This is a genomic window from Streptomyces flaveus, assembly GCF_014647675.1.
GTDB classification, from domain to species: domain Bacteria; phylum Actinomycetota; class Actinomycetes; order Streptomycetales; family Streptomycetaceae; genus Streptomyces; species Streptomyces flaveus.
In genome coordinates, this window is record NZ_BMPQ01000002.1 from 531,473 (window position 1) to 545,032 (window position 13,560).

Consider the following 13,560-nt stretch of genomic DNA (forward strand, 5'->3'; position numbering starts at 1 on the left):
GCCGCTCAGCAGGCGCGCGTGCAGAGCTTTCCCGTCCATCAGCCGACTCCCGAGCACACGGCCCGGTATCCGGGTACCGTCCGCCACCCCACGGACCGGCCGAGGGCCCGGTCACCGGTACGGCGTCCACGGTTTCCAGGCTGCGGCCTTCAGTCGGCCGGTGGCAGCAGAGTTCCCAGTGGCCCCAGGTCCAGGTTGAGGTCCTCCAGGCGGAGGTCGTGGTGGGCGCAGAGTTCTTGCATGCGGTCGTGGAGGAGCATCAGGGTCAGGCCGATGCGTTCTTCCTGGTCCTCCGTGAGGTCGTTGTTGTCGACGCGGTGGAGGGCCTGGCGTTCCATGAGCTGGCGGAGGAGTTCGACGACCGTCAGGACGAGTTTGACCAGGTCGCGCTCGACGGTGTCCGGGTCGGTGGACAGGCGGTGGGCGGCGGCGCGGGTGTCTGAAGGCGGGGGCGGCGGGGGCATGGAGGCCTCACAACGGCTGGGTGGCGGCGTCGACGGCCGCGGCGGCGACCGGAGCGATGACGGCGCGCAGATCGATGCGTACGAGATCGACGTCGGCGATGGAGAGGACGAGGTCGCCGGTGATGACGACACCGCCCTGGAGGAGGCGGTCGAGGAGGTCGATGAGGGCGACCGGGCGGTCGGCGACAGGAACTACGGTCACGAGACGGGCTCCGCCGGGAGGGAGAAGGAGTACGGGGCCCAGGGGCCCGTCACTTCCACATGGACGCCGGGGAGGCCCTCGGCCGCTGCCAGGACGCGGGTGCGGAAGTCCTCGACGCGGTCCTCGGGGACCAGGTAGGCGTCGTTGCTGACGTTGGGGCCGGGGACCGAGCCTGCGAGTTCGCCGCGTTGAGGGTGGAAGGCCACGTGGTCGACGGCCAGGGTGCCCGCGAGCTCCCTGAGGCGGGCGGCCGTGTCGGTGGCCGCCTGCCAGGCGTCCTCCGTCGAGCGCTTTCGGCGGCGGCGTCCGGCCAGGTAGGCGCGGCCGACGCCCAGGCCCTTGGCCTTGGTCGGCTCGGGGTCGGATGACTCGGTGTCGGGAGCCGCGTAGATCTTGACGCCCAGTTCCACGTGCCCCGTGACGCGGTCCAGCAGGGGCAGGAAGTCGTCGCGGCGCGCTTCCAGGGTCTGCCGTACGCGGTCCTCGTCGCGGTAGACGGTGACCAGGCGCAGCGGCAGCACGGCGATGCCGCGCCCGGTGAGCGCGGCGACCACGGCGTGGTGGGCCCGGGCCGTGGCTTCCAGCCAGCCCAGGTCCTCCAGTCCGGCCTTGAGGGACGCTTCGTCGAAGTCCGCGGCCGGGACGGGGCCGACGACCGCGGCGAGCGCCGGGGGGCGGCGTTCCGGTGTGTCGTCCGGATCCGGGGTGCCATCCGGTGCGTCGTCCCCGAACTCCAGGAGGCGGATGGGCTCGCCTGCGACCCCGCGCAGGTTCGCGACCGCACGGGCGGCTTCCGGGGTGCGGCGCAGCACGGCGTAGGCGTAGACGATGTCGGTCTTGGCGGTCTGGTCGACGTCGGTCTTGACGTCGTTGCTCATCTCGGCGTCGAGGTCGGACTTGGCGTCGTTGTCGATCTCGGCGTTGATCTCGGCGTCGAGGTCGATGTCAGCGTCGATGGCGGTCTTGATATCGGTGTCGGTCATGAGGCAGGACTCCTGTCGGCGGATCGCAGCGCGGCGATCTCCGCGCGCAGGCGTTCGTTCTCCTCGGCGAGGGAGCGGGCGGGATCTTCAGCGAGGGACCGCCGGTCCGGCTGCTCCGCGAGCGCCCCGTTCGGCGGCTGCTCCTCGCGGGACCGGTCCGCGGGCCTGGCCCGCGAGGAGAGGGACGGATCGTGTTCCCACCAGTCGATGCCCATCTCCTTCGCCTTGTCGACGGAGGCGACGACGAGCCGCAGCTTGATGGTGAGCAGCTCGATGTCGAGCAGGTTGATCCGGATGTCGCCCGCGATCACCACGCCCTTGTCGAGGACCCGTTCGAGGATGTCGGCGAGATTGGCGCCCTGGCCGCCCGGCCCCTGGTCGTACGGGGACGGAAAGCGGGGCGATCCGCCGAGTGCGCCTGCTACCGGTTGCGTCATGGTCATCGCCTCATGGTCGGGACGCTCGTCTCCAAGCGGTGATCTCGTCGAGTCGGTCCAGCAGTTCGTCCTCGCGGCGGTCGTACTCGTCCTCGTCGATACGTCCGTCCAGCAGTGCGCGTTCCAGTTCGGTGAGCGCCTGTTGGACGGGGGCCGGGTCGTAGTACTCCGCTTCGGCGGCGTCCCGTACCTGCTCGGCGACCCAGATGGTGGTGCGCAGGGGCGCGAGCGGGAGGGTGAGGATGCCGGTCAGCAGGCCCATGGGTCAGGCCGCGAAACTGTACGGGGGCAGGGGGCCGCGCAGCCGGAAGTCGTAGCCCTCGCCGAAGTCGCGCGCCAGCCGCTGTCCCGCTTCGGTGAACTCGTGGGCCTGGGCGCGTGCGACGAGGAACGAGACGTTGAGGAAGTCGTCCTTCGCCGGGGCGCCTTCGACCCTGGCGCGGGCCAGTGAGGACAGCTGCTGGACGACCTGTTCGGCCATCAGCCGCTGCCGGGCGTCGACCTGCCGGGCCAGCAGCTCGCCGAGGGCCACGCGATCCTCGTGGGTGCCGTTGCCGTCACGGGTGAGCTGGTTGAGACGGCGGGCCTCTTCGGACTCGCTCAGCACCTCGCGCAACAGGTCGTCCTGGGCGCGTGCGGCCTTCAGGTTGAACTCGGTGGTGCCGTGCAGTTCGGCGAGCCTGCGCGTGTATTCCTCGCTCTTCTCCTCCAGCGCTCTTCCGACGGTCGCACTGTCGGGGGCGAGCATCCCGAACCGCATGGGCAGGACCGCCCCGTCCGCCATCAGCCGCTCCTGCAGCTCCTGGTGGGCGGTGAGGTCACGGCGCTTGGGGCGCAGCTCGGGGGGTGCGGGGCTGACGACGGCGGCGAGCCCGCCGCGGACCACCGCGCTCAGGGAGCCGCCGATGCCGCCGACGGTCCGTAAGCCGTCGAGTCGCAGGGGATGGTCGGAGCCGGTGATGGCGTAGATGTACAGGGGCGAGTCCGGCGCCGGCTCCGAGGCTGCTTGTTCCGCCGGCGACGGGTTCGTCGGGACGTCGCTCACCGCTCCTCCTCCTTCTCCCCCTTCTCCTTGTTGCTCACCGCTTCTTCTCCTCCTCGTCGTCGCCGCCGAAGAGGTCGCCGATCGCGTCGACTGCGCCGTCGACGGCTCCGCTGATCGCGCCGCCGGTCGTGCCCCTGGCTCCGCTCTCGACCATGTCGCCGACGATGTCGGTGAGCCGGGCGGGCGCCTTGCGGCCCGCCTCCAGGTCGAGACGGTTGCAGGCCTCGGCGAAGCGCAGATACGTGTCCACGCTGGCGATGACGATGCGTATGTCGATCTTGATCAGCTCGATGCCGACGATCGAGACGCGGATGAACACGTCGATGACGAGTCCGCGGTCCAGGATGAGTTCGAGAATGTCGTAGAGCCCGGCGGTCCCCGAACCGCTGGAACTGGAGGCGGCAACGGGTTGCGTTCCGCTTGCTTGGGTCATGACGGTCACGGGTTCGGGTTCCCTTCGCTGTGCTCCGTACGGGGCCGTTCCACTGGTACGTACGGGAGCCGCAGTGGCCGTGTTCACGGGCGAGGCCGAAAACCGCCGCCGGAAAGCGGGAGTTGGAGCAGAGGCAGGTCGGGGTCTCAGCGCTCCCGGTCGAGCTGGCCGCGGGCGTAGCGGCGCACCCGTTCGTAGCCGAGGAGTTGGCCCCGCACGTCCAGCGTGACCCGGTAGGTGGCCATGACGGTCATGGTGTCGGGGACCCGTACCAGCTCCACGACCTCCACGTCGGCCGTCCAGCCGTCCTGCGCCGGCCGGAGGGCGGAGACGGAATCCGGGTCGGTGCCGAGCAGCTCGGCGAGCTGAACCGCCGCGCCGCGCATGGCCTGAGCGGCCGTCACACGCCCGGAGCCCCCTGCCGTGTCGGGGGTCTTCGGTGCGTCGGGGTCGTTCGATTCGGTGCTTGTCATGCCCCTACCGTGCCAAGTCCGCGGCCCGTGTGGGGAGAGGATCGGCCGAAGATCCTGTGCGGGTCGGCTGACCACCAGGAGCCAGAACAGTTCTGAGACGGCCTTCACCCTCGCCGCAAGCGGCGGAGCGCTGACGTCCTGACCTACGATCGCCCGATGACCATCCGCTGGACGTACGCCTTCGTCGACCGTCCCGCCGAGGCCTTCGGCCGGGCCTGTGACTTCTGGACGGCGGTCACCAGGACACGCCTGTCGCCGCCCCGGGGCGAGCGGGCCGAGTTCGTGACCCTGCTGCCGGAGGACGGCGCCGACGCCTGCGTGAAGGCACAGGGCGTCGCGTCGGGTGGCGGGGGCGCACATCTGGACCTGTGCCCCGAGGACGTTCCCGCGCTGGTGGAGTCGGCGCTGCGGCTGGGGGCGGAGATGGTCTCCGACAACCCGGGCTGGGCCGTACTGCGCTCCCCCGGCGGCCAGTTGTTCTGCGTGGTGCCCTGGCACGGCGAGTCGGCCCGGCCGCCGGTGACCGAGGGCCCCGACGGCTCGACGAACCGCCTCGACCAGGTGTGCGTCGACCTGGCCCCGCCGGCGTACGACCGTGACGTGGCGTTCTGGCCCGCGCTCACCGGCTGGGACGCGCACCCGGGCTCGCGCCCGGAGTTCCACATCGTCCAGTCCCCCGCCGGCCTCCCCGTACGCATCCTCCTCCAGCGCCTCGACGAGGACCGCCCCACCGCCGCCCACCTCGACCTGTCCTGCTCGGACATCGAGGCGACCCGTGCCTGGCACGAGACGCTGGGCGCCTCGTTCGTGAGCCGCGGCGCCCGGTGGACGGTGATGCGGGACCCGGCGGGCGGCACGTACTGCCTGACGGGCCGGGATCCCGTGACCGGAGGCCTGCCCGCCTAGCTCACGCCCGCCCCCAGGGCTCCACCGAGATCACCGCGTCCGCCGGTATCGGCCCGTAGATGTGCGGGAACTCCTCGCCGCCCGGCTCCGGGGCCTCGTACTTCAACGGCACGCCGAGCTGTTCGGGGTCGATGACCAGGACCACGAGGTCGTCGGGGCCCTCGTACGAGCCGTACAGGAAGGCTGCGATGCGCGGGAGTTGGGCGCGGGTCGAGCAATGGATGAAGCCCTCCTCCTGGAGGGTGCGACCGCGCGTCGACATCTCGTACGTGCCGGTCTTGCGGGCCGCGTCCCAGAGGGAGCGTTCAGTGATGTGCAGAAGTTCGGGCATGGGCGACACGCTAAGTGATGTCCTGGAGGCGGGCCGCGCGGGCCCGGAGGTAGCGCTGTTCGGGGAGACTCAGGGTCTTGGCGGCGGCCGACTCGTAGGCGGCGCGGGCCGCCTCCGGGTCACCGGCGCGTTCCAGGAGGTGGGCGCGGACCGCGTCGAGGCGATGGCCTGCCGTCAACTCCGGTGCGAGCGCGTTCAGTTCGGCCAGACCGGCCTTCGGTCCGTGGACCATCGCGACGGCCACGGCACGGTTGAGGCGTTCGACGGGGCTGGGGACGAGGTGGACGAGGACGTCGTAGAGGCCGAGGATCTCGTGCCAGTCGGTGCTGTCGGGCGAGTCCGCCTCGTCGTGGACGGCGGCGATCGCGGCCCTCAACTGGTAGGGCCCCGGGCGGCGTTGGGACAGGGCCCGGGTCACCAGGGCCACGCCCTCCTCGATCGCCGCCTTGTCCCACAGCCCGCGGTCCTGCTCGTCGAGGGGGACCAGTTCACCGTGCGGGCCGGTGCGCGCGGCGCGACGGGCGTCGGTGAGGAGCATCAGGGCCAGCAGGCCGGTCACCTCGCAGTCGCCGGGCAGCAGGCGGTGCACCGTACGGGCCAGCCGGATGGCCTCGCCCGCGAGTTCGGCCCGCTGGAGGGAGGCTCCGGAGGTGGCCGTGTAGCCCTCGTTGAAGATCAGGTAGAGCGTGTGGAGGACGGCGGGCAGCCGCTCCTCCCAGTGGTCGGGGCGGCCGAAACGCGTGCCCTTCACCCGCTGCTTGGCCCGGCTGATCCGCTGCGCCATCGTCGCCTCGGGCACCAGATGCGCGCGGGCGATCTCGGCCGTCGTCAGACCGCCGACGGCCCGGAGCGTCAGCGCGATCTGGGCGGGCGGCGGCAGATCCGGGTGGCAGCAGAGGAAGAGCAGGGTGAGCGTGTCGTCCTCGGAGGGCGCGCGGTCGGGCCCGGGCGGCGGCGCGGTGAAGGCGTCGCGCGGTGTGAGCGCCGCCGCCTTCTCCTCACGCAGCCGCCGCGCCTGATCACTGCGCAGCGCGTCCGTGAGCCGCCGCGAGGCGACCTTGATCAACCAGCCTCGCGGGTTGTCCGGCACCCCCGACTCGGGCCACTGCCCGGCCGCGGCCAGCAGCGCCTCCTGTACGGCGTCCTCGGCGGCGTCGAAGTGCCCGTACCGGCGGACGAGCGCGCCGAGGACCTGCGGCGCGTGCAGGCGCAGCAGGTCCTCGACCTCGGTCGTACGTCTCAAGCGTCTCCCATGCTCACGCATCGCCTCCGTCGTCGCCGAGCGGCCGGATGACGACGGGGTATTCGTTCGCGCCCTCGGGGACGGGGCACTGGATGACGCGCTCGGCGATCTCCGTGACCCGCTCCAGGCTCGCGCACTCCAGGAGCCAGTATCCGGCGATCACTTCCTTGGTCTCGCCGTACGGCCCGTCGGTGATCACGGGCTTGCCGTCCGGGCCCTTGCCGACCAGGCGGGTCTGGGCCGGCTCGGCCAGCCCCTGAGCGTCGATGAACTCACCGGACTCGGCGAGGTCGTCGTTGATCGCCCCCATGTGCGCGTACATGGCCTGAATGTCTTCCTTGCTCCAGACCGGGACACCGGCGGTGGGCTTGCCCGCCTGGGCCTCGTAGTCCGCCTGCGTGCCCTGCACCATCACCAGGTACTTCATGAGTCCGCTCCTTCGGCTCGGGCCGCCCGTGGTGGGCGGTTCTCACAGGGGACGTCGGAGCCGGGCCGCGCTTCTCTACACACTCGCGGAAGTTTTTTCAGGCTCGCGGGAAGAGCGTCAGGAGTCCCGATCCTCGACCCTGTCGACCGCCGGTCCGGACTCCGCCGTGACGACGGGCTGCGGCTCGGCCTCTTCCGCCTTTTCCACCTCTGCCGCCGCGTACGCCTGGCACTCGGGGTTCTTGCACGGGCCGGGACGCCACAGGGGCACGAACACGCCCAGGGTCTTGTGGCGGCGCACGACCTGCTCGACGGGGTGGCCGCAAACGGGACAGACGTACTCATCACTGGCCATGTCTCCAGGGTATTGCGGGACGGGCCAAGCCGACAGACGAGCGACGTGCCCGCGTCAGCGCCTGCGCTGGTACGTGCGGACGAGCACGCCGTTCTTGAAGGTGCGCACCGTGCCGAGCGTGAACTCGGTGAGCGCGAAGGCGGAGCCGAACATCGGCGTACCGGGGCACCCTCCGTCAGGCGCGCGGGGCCGGATCGCGCCACATCGGCCACATGGGCGGACCGTCGGGCAGGTCGAGGGTGCGGTCCATGGAGGTGAAGCCGAGGCGTTCGTACAGGGTGCGGCTGCGGGCGCTGCTCGCCTCCAGGTACGCGGGCAGGTGCTCGCGGTCACAGCGGTCGAGCACGTGCTGGATGAGCGCCGTACCGAGGCCCTCGCCCTGCCGTTCCGGAGATACGGCGATCATCCACAGGTACTCGTGGGCCGTGCCCGACGGGTGCACCTGGGCCGTCAACTGGGCGATCTGCTCGATCCGTTCGTTGTCCGGATCGACGGCCTCACGTATCTGCGCAGGCCCGTCCTCGTCCTCCTCATGAGCCTCCGCGGGCACCGACAGCCACAGCGCACAGGCCGAACCGTCCTCGGTGACATCCACGTAGCCCGCTTCGAGCACGATGCCGAGGAAGGCTCCCATCAACAGGGGATGCGTACGGCGACGATCCTCGGCGTCGGGAAAGACCCAGCTGCTCACCGGGTCGTTCTGAAAAGCGTCGTCCAGAAGCCGCGTCACGGCCTCCCGATCGCCTTCCCCGGCTCTGCGAATCGCCACGCCCATGCCCGATACCTCCGCCTCAACCACCCGTCGTCAACTGGCGGTTGCAGCCTATGCGAGCCGCATCGACATCATCACTCGCAGGGGTGGCCCGAAGGGGCAGGGGTGGATCTTTGACAAAGAGGGACGGCATAGGACTTGTCGGGCTGGGCAGCCGCCGACCGGGTCCACGGACATTTCCGGCCGGGAACACCAAGATCGAGCCAGGCGTTGGACCAGCGACGGACGAACGACGAGGAGACAGCAATGGCAGGCTTCCTGGACCGCGCCAAGGAACAAGCACAGCGCGGCCTCACGCAGGGCAAGCACAAGATCGACGAAGTGCAGGCGCAGCGAGCGGGCGGCGACCTGCTCAAGAGTCTCGGCGCGGCCTACTACGCCGAGCGGCACGGCACCGGCTCCCCCGACGCGACACAGCGCGCCCTCCAGGCCCTGGAGAGCCACATCGCGACGCACGGCGACGGAGTGCTGCGCTCCTGACGCGACCCGCCCGTACCGCCGGCCAAGGACCACCGGCAAGGACCGCCGATCACCGAGTGCTGATCACCCCTCACCGATCAAGCCGACCGAATCGGCTCGCACAGTGTGCGAACAAGTGGTCCCCGCCGTGGAGTTCCGGGTAAAAGCGGCGGTACGAGGCGGTCGCGATGGGTGGCCGTCGCGCCCCCCATGTAAGGAGGCGGTCATGGCCTCACCCATGTCCGCGGGCAGATTCCTGGAGCGGCTGCGGGACGAAGGTTGCACCGTCGTCGAAGTAGGCGACTGGGAGCATCACAACCGCAATCACAAGGGCCCTTGGGGCCCCGTCCACGGCGTGATGATCCACCACACGGTGACATCGGGCAGCAAGCGGACGGTGGAGATCTGCCGCAAGGGCTACAGCGGCCTGCCGGGCCCGCTGTGCCACGGCGTCATCACCAAGGACGGCCGAGTCCACCTCGTCGGCTACGGCCGCGCCAACCACGCCGGGTACGGCGACGACGACGTACTGCGCGCGGTCATCGCCGAGAGGGGCCTCCCGCGGGACAACGAGGCGAACACCGACGGCAACCGCTACTTCTACGGCTTCGAGTGCGAGAACCTCGGCGACGGCGAGGATCCCTGGCCCGCGGCCCAGCTGGAGGCGATCGAGCGGGCCGCGGCGGCGATCTGCCGCCACCACGGCTGGACGGAACGCTCGGTGATCGGCCACCTCGAATGGCAGCCGGGCAAGGTCGACCCGCGCGGCTTCACCATGGCCTCCATGCGGAGGCGCATCCGCGACCGCCTGAAGTGACGTACGGGGCGTAAGGGCACAGGCGTACGGGCGTCCGACGACGCCGCCCCGGACACCTGTCCGACAATGGTCGTGTGGCCAGCCCAGACGACTCAGACGACCCGGACAACCCGGTGGCCCTCAAGGGTTCCGACGCCCCCCACATCCCCGAAGCGCTCGACCCCGCCGTCCTGCGGCCGCGACTGCCGTCGCCGCTGCGGGACGTCGCGGACGAGCGCTTCGCGCGTCACGGCGTACGGCTGCTGCTCAAGCGGGACGACCTGATCCACCCGGACCTGGTGGGCAACAAGTGGCGCAAACTGGCCCCGAACCTGCGCGCCGCGGCGGGCCGTACGGTCCTCACCTTCGGCGGTGCGTACTCGAACCACCTGCGCGCCACCGCCGCCGCGGGCCGCCTCCTGGGCCTGCCCACCATCGGCGTGATCCGCGGCCAGGAGCTGGCCGAACGTCCCCTCAACCCCTCCCTCGCCCGGTGCGCGTCCGACGGTATGCGGCTGCGCTTCATCGACAGATCGACCTACCGTCACAAGAGCGAGCCGGAAACGCTGGCCGCCATCCTCCGGGAGGCCGGCGCCGAGGACGCGTACGTCGTCCCCGAGGGCGGCAGCAACTCCCTTGCCGTACGCGGCTGCCACGCCCTCGGCGAGGAGCTGCGCGGCCACGCCGACGTCATCGCGCTCGCCTGCGGCACCGGCGGCACACTCGCGGGCCTGGCAGCGGGACTCAGCCCCGCTCAGCGCGCCCTGGGTATCCCCGTCCTCAAGGGCGGCTTCCTCGACGCGGACATACGCACCCTCCAGCACCAGTCCTTCGGCGGCCCTCGCGGCAACTGGTCCCTCGACGACCGCTTCCACTGCGGCGGTTACGCCCGCACCACCCCCGAACTCGACGCCTTCGCCACCGACTTCGAGCAGCGCCACGGTCTGCCCGTCGAGCGCCTCTATGTCGCGAAGATGCTGTACGGACTGCTGGCCCTCACGGAGGAAGGGGCCTTCCCCCGCGGGACGAGGCTCGCGGCCGTGATCACAGGAGCGCCGCTCACCCGGTCGTAAGTCCGTTCACCCGGTCACCACCGGGGCAGCTTCCGCTCGTACTCCGGCTGGAACCGCTGCATGTAGCCCGTGTCGTCGCGGTCCTTGATCCCCGAGTCGACGTAGCGGCGGTGTGCCCGCTCCAGGGCTTCCGGGTCGAGTTCGACGCCGAGACCGGGACCGGTGGGGACCTTGACGCAGCCGTCGCTCAGTTCCAGGGCGCCCGGGACGATGATGTCGTCGGCCGAGTTCCAGGGGTAGTGGGTGTCGCAGGAGGTGTCGAGGTTGGGGATGGCCGCGGCGACATGGGTCATGGCGGCGAGGCTGATACCCAGGTGCGAGTTGGAGTGCATGGACAGGCCGAGTCCGAAGGCCTCGCAGACGGCGGCGAGTTCGCGGGTGCGGCGCAGGCCGCCCCAGTAGTGGTGGTCGGTGAGCAGGACCTGGATCGCGCCCTGCTCGATGGCGGGGCGCAGATGCTCCCAGGCGATGACGCACATGTTGGTGGCCAACGGCATGGGGGCGCTTCGCGCGACCTCGGCCATGCCGGGGATGGTCGGGGTGGGGTCCTCCAGGTATTCGAGGACGCCGTCCAGTTCCCGGGCGACGTGGCGCGAAGTCTCCACGGTCCACGCCGTGTTGGGGTCGAGGCGGAGCGGCCGGCCGGGGAAGGCCTCGGCGAGGGCGCGGATCGCGGCGATCTCCTCGTCGGGCGGGAAGACACCGCCCTTGAGCTTGAAGGAACGGAAGCCGTACCGCTCCTGCATCAGCCGGGCCTGCTCGACGATGCCGGCCGGATCGAGTGCCTCGCCCCAGTCGTCACCGATGGCCGGGCGGCCGTCGAGGGCGGGATGTCCGGCCCACTTGTAGAACAGGTACGCGGCGAAGGGGACGGCGTCGCGGACGGTGCCCCCGAGCAGGTCGGAGACGGAACGACCGGTCAGCTTGCCCTGCGCGTCGAGGCAGGCGACCTCGACGGCGGAGGTGGTCCAGCCGCGTTCGTGGGAGCTGGGGACGGTCGGCAGCAGCGCGGCGTCGATCGCGGCGGCGATGGCGGTGGTGTCGAAGACGTCCATGCCGGGGACGACACGGGCGGCAGTCCGGAGCCGTTCGAGGCGGTCGGTGCCGCCCGGAGACTCGCCCAGGCCGACGGTGGTGCCGTCCTCCAGGACGAGTTGCAGGACGCAGCGCAGGGCGAGCGGCTCGTGCACCCCGCTGGAGTTGAGGAGCGGCGGGTCGCTGAACGCGATGGGCGTGATGGCCAGTTCGCGGATCCGGGTGCCGAGGGTCATGCCTTTACCGCCTCCAGGCCGTGGTCGATCAACTGCGTGAGCCGGGCAAGGTGCTCCGGCGTGGGGTCGAGCAGCGGGGGCCGTACGCCGCCGACGTCCAGCCCCCGGATCCGTACCCCTGCCTTGACCAGCGAGACCGCGTATCCGGGCACCTCGTCGCGGAGCTCGACGAGTGGGGCGTAGAACTCGGTGAGGAGGGTGGCGACCAGGGTCTGGTCGCCCTGTGCCAGGGCCTGGTGGAAGGCCAGCGCGATCTCCGGGGCGAAGGCGAAGACGGCCGAGGAGTAGAGCTCGACTCCGATGCCCTGGTAGGCCGGTACGGTCATCTCGGCCGTCGGCAGGCCGTTGAAGAACTGGAAGTCGCCGCTGTCGGGCAGGGCGCGCACCGCGCGCACGATGCGGTGCATCAGCTCGATGTCGCCGATGCCGTCCTTGAGGCCGATCACCCCGGGCAGGGCGGCGATTGCGGCCGCGGTCGGGGCGGTGAGCCGGGCGGTGCCGCGCTGGTAGAAGACGACGGGCAGCGTGGTGGCAGCGGTCACGGTTTCGACGTAGCGCAGCAGGCCTTCCTGCGGGGCCGTCACCAGGTACGGGGGAAGCAGCAGGATGCCGTCGGCGCCGGCCCGCTCGATGCGGGCCACCTGGTCGAGGACCGTGGGGACCGGCCCGCCGGCCGCGGACAGGACGGGGACGCGGCCCGCGGTCGTCTCGACGGCCACGCGTGTCGCGCGTTCGATCTCCTCCGGCGACAGCGCGTGGAACTCGCCGGTGCCGCAGGCGACGAAGACACCGCCCGCTCCGGCGCGTACGCCGGAGTCGATGTGCTGGGCGAGCAGCTCCCCGGCCAGGGCCCCGTCCGTGCCGAACGGGGTGACCGGGAAGAACTGCACGCCTTTGAGCTTGGGGAACTTCATCTCTTCCTCTGGGAGTGGGGCCTGGCCCTTGGTGGCGCCGGTGAGAGTCGGGCCTAGCCCTTGGTGGCGCCGGCCGTGATGCCGCTGACCAGCGAGCGCTGGAGCAGCAGGTAGACGACGAGGCTGGGTACGAGTGCGATGACGGAACCGGCCAAGACCACGCCCGAGCCGATCTCGGGGTCGTTGCGGAGGACGGACAGAGCGACGGTGACGGTGTAGTCGGTGGGGTCCTTGGCGGCGATCAGCGGCAGCAGGTACTGGTCCCAGATCATGATGAAGCCGAGCACCCCGGCGACGCCGAGTGCGGGCTTGCACAGCGGCAGCACGATCTGCCACAGCATCCGGAACTCGCCGACGCCGTCGATCCGCGCGGCCTCCTCGATCTCCGTCGGTATCTCCCGCATGAACTCGGCCAGCAGCATCACCGAGAAACCCCAGGCGCCGACCGGCAGGATCACGCCGAAGGCGGTGCCCTTCAGGTCGATGCCGACCACCGGCACATCGCCCAGGACGAGCGAGAGCGGGATGGCGATGACCTCTTCGGGGAGCATCATCGTCAGCATGAAGAGGGTCATGACGAGGGCCTGTCCGCGGAACCTGTGCCGGGCCAGCGCGTAGGCCGCCAGCACGGACACGGTCAGCTGGAGCAGGAGCCCGCCGCCCGCGATCACGAGGGAGTTCGTGAAGTAGTCCCAGATGCCCCTGTCGCCCGCCACCCGCATGTTGGTGAGCGTGGCGTGGTGCGGATAGAACGACAGCACCGAGCCCCGCGCGTTCTCGTCGAAGGCGCCGGAGATGATCGTCAGGAATGGCGCCGCGAAGACGGCGAGGGCGAGCAGACAGAGCAGGATCCGCAGCGCCATGCCGAGGCCGGGCCGGTCGCTCCAGCCGAGCGCGGTGTCGAACCGCGCGGGCGTGCTGTGGCGGGGTTCCTTGGCGGTACGTCGTACGGAAGGCCGAGCGGCGGCCGGGGCGGG

20 protein-coding genes and 1 pseudogene are annotated in these 13,560 nt (G+C 70.9%); 4 read left to right on the top strand and 17 right to left on the bottom strand.

Translation table 11 applies throughout. From position 1 onward, the window contains the following. Positions 1-149 precede the first annotated feature (149 nt). The 8 genes from IEZ21_RS05645 to IEZ21_RS05680 form a co-directional block, all read right to left on the bottom strand. Positions 150-536: a gas vesicle protein K gene (locus IEZ21_RS05645; RefSeq protein WP_373302180.1), complete on the bottom strand. Its 387-nt coding sequence runs from the start codon at positions 534-536 to the stop codon at positions 150-152. Then, a complete protein-coding gene (gene gvpJ, locus IEZ21_RS05650) occupies positions 472-666 on the bottom strand; it encodes a gas vesicle protein GvpJ (RefSeq protein ID WP_189320745.1) in 195 nt (64 codons plus the stop codon). Before gvpJ (IEZ21_RS05650) ends, IEZ21_RS05645 begins: the two co-directional genes overlap by 65 nt. Beyond that, positions 663-1,649, bottom strand: coding sequence for a GvpL/GvpF family gas vesicle protein (locus IEZ21_RS05655; RefSeq protein ID WP_246567291.1), 987 nt, complete (start codon positions 1,647-1,649; stop codon positions 663-665). The genes gvpJ (IEZ21_RS05650) and IEZ21_RS05655 overlap by 4 nt, the downstream gene beginning before the upstream one ends. Continuing rightward, positions 1,646-2,086: a gas vesicle protein gene (locus IEZ21_RS05660; RefSeq protein ID WP_189320938.1), complete on the bottom strand. Its 441-nt coding sequence runs from the start codon at positions 2,084-2,086 to the stop codon at positions 1,646-1,648. The genes IEZ21_RS05655 and IEZ21_RS05660 overlap by 4 nt, the downstream gene beginning before the upstream one ends. 10 nt (positions 2,087-2,096) lie before the next feature. Further along, complete coding sequence (locus IEZ21_RS05665) at positions 2,097-2,348, bottom strand: gas vesicle protein GvpG (protein ID WP_165341760.1); 252 nt, start codon at positions 2,346-2,348, stop codon at positions 2,097-2,099. Positions 2,349-2,351: 3 nt separating this feature from the next. After that, entirely contained in the window at positions 2,352-3,062 is a 711-nt protein-coding gene (locus IEZ21_RS05670) for a GvpL/GvpF family gas vesicle protein (RefSeq protein ID WP_189320940.1), read from the bottom strand. 103 nt (positions 3,063-3,165) lie between these two features. Continuing rightward, positions 3,166-3,573: a gas vesicle protein GvpJ gene (gvpJ, locus tag IEZ21_RS05675; RefSeq protein WP_373302175.1), complete on the bottom strand. Its 408-nt coding sequence runs from the start codon at positions 3,571-3,573 to the stop codon at positions 3,166-3,168. A 137-nt stretch (positions 3,574-3,710) separates the two neighbouring features. After that, positions 3,711-4,037, bottom strand: coding sequence for a gas vesicle protein GvpO (locus IEZ21_RS05680; RefSeq protein WP_189320746.1), 327 nt, complete (start codon positions 4,035-4,037; stop codon positions 3,711-3,713). A gap of 156 nt (positions 4,038-4,193) precedes the next feature. On the opposite strand from IEZ21_RS05680, the gene IEZ21_RS05685 reads away from it, so the two are divergent. Further along, positions 4,194-4,943, top strand: a complete 750-nt coding sequence (locus tag IEZ21_RS05685) for a VOC family protein (protein WP_189320747.1) — start codon at positions 4,194-4,196, stop codon at positions 4,941-4,943. A gap of 1 nt (position 4,944) precedes the next feature. Here IEZ21_RS05685 and IEZ21_RS05690 read toward each other — a convergent pair whose 3' ends face one another. From IEZ21_RS05690 to IEZ21_RS05715, 6 genes and pseudogenes are all read right to left on the bottom strand, one after another. Next, positions 4,945-5,274: a DUF952 domain-containing protein gene (locus IEZ21_RS05690; protein WP_189320748.1), complete on the bottom strand. Its 330-nt coding sequence runs from the start codon at positions 5,272-5,274 to the stop codon at positions 4,945-4,947. 10 nt (positions 5,275-5,284) lie between these two features. Further along, entirely contained in the window at positions 5,285-6,517 is a 1,233-nt protein-coding gene (locus IEZ21_RS05695; RefSeq protein ID WP_246567293.1) for an RNA polymerase sigma factor, read from the bottom strand. Between the two features lie 13 nt (positions 6,518-6,530). Then, the gene (locus IEZ21_RS05700; protein ID WP_189320750.1) at positions 6,531-6,944 is read right to left on the bottom strand and encodes a YciI family protein; all 414 of its coding nucleotides are present in this window, start codon (positions 6,942-6,944) and stop codon (positions 6,531-6,533) included. Between the two features lie 117 nt (positions 6,945-7,061). Further along, entirely contained in the window at positions 7,062-7,298 is a 237-nt protein-coding gene (locus IEZ21_RS05705) for a hypothetical protein (RefSeq protein ID WP_189320959.1), read from the bottom strand. A 54-nt stretch (positions 7,299-7,352) separates the two neighbouring features. Then, a pseudogene (locus tag IEZ21_RS05710) lies at positions 7,353-7,460 on the bottom strand (dihydrofolate reductase family protein); the annotation flags it as partial. Positions 7,461-7,473: 13 nt separating this feature from the next. Further along, positions 7,474-8,073: a GNAT family N-acetyltransferase gene (locus IEZ21_RS05715; protein ID WP_189320751.1), complete on the bottom strand. Its 600-nt coding sequence runs from the start codon at positions 8,071-8,073 to the stop codon at positions 7,474-7,476. A 243-nt stretch (positions 8,074-8,316) separates the two neighbouring features. Here IEZ21_RS05715 and IEZ21_RS05720 point away from each other — a divergent pair, with 243 nt between their 5' ends. The 3 genes from IEZ21_RS05720 to IEZ21_RS05730 all read left to right on the top strand — a co-directional run bounded on the left by IEZ21_RS05720 (position 8,317) and on the right by IEZ21_RS05730 (position 10,398). Continuing rightward, positions 8,317-8,550: a hypothetical protein gene (locus IEZ21_RS05720; RefSeq protein ID WP_189320752.1), complete on the top strand. Its 234-nt coding sequence runs from the start codon at positions 8,317-8,319 to the stop codon at positions 8,548-8,550. 205 nt (positions 8,551-8,755) lie between these two features. Then, positions 8,756-9,346 carry an N-acetylmuramoyl-L-alanine amidase gene (locus IEZ21_RS05725; RefSeq protein ID WP_189320753.1) on the top strand — a complete coding sequence of 197 codons (591 nt, stop codon included), beginning with the start codon at positions 8,756-8,758 and terminating at the stop codon, positions 9,344-9,346. 113 nt (positions 9,347-9,459) lie between these two features. Beyond that, entirely contained in the window at positions 9,460-10,398 is a 939-nt protein-coding gene (locus IEZ21_RS05730) for a 1-aminocyclopropane-1-carboxylate deaminase/D-cysteine desulfhydrase (protein WP_373302181.1), read from the top strand. Between the two features lie 14 nt (positions 10,399-10,412). On the opposite strand, the gene IEZ21_RS05735 is transcribed toward IEZ21_RS05730, so the two are convergent. The 3 genes from IEZ21_RS05735 to IEZ21_RS05745 form a co-directional block, all read right to left on the bottom strand. Continuing rightward, on the bottom strand, positions 10,413-11,669 hold the full coding sequence (locus IEZ21_RS05735; protein WP_189320754.1) for a glucarate dehydratase family protein: 1,257 nt from the start codon (positions 11,667-11,669) through the stop codon (positions 10,413-10,415). Further along, positions 11,666-12,583, bottom strand: coding sequence for a 5-dehydro-4-deoxyglucarate dehydratase (locus IEZ21_RS05740; protein ID WP_189320755.1), 918 nt, complete (start codon positions 12,581-12,583; stop codon positions 11,666-11,668). The genes IEZ21_RS05735 and IEZ21_RS05740 overlap by 4 nt, the downstream gene beginning before the upstream one ends. Positions 12,584-12,636: 53 nt before the next feature. Further along, a partial coding sequence (locus IEZ21_RS05745) for a carbohydrate ABC transporter permease (protein WP_246567294.1) occupies positions 12,637-13,560 on the bottom strand: 924 nt, incomplete at its 5' end.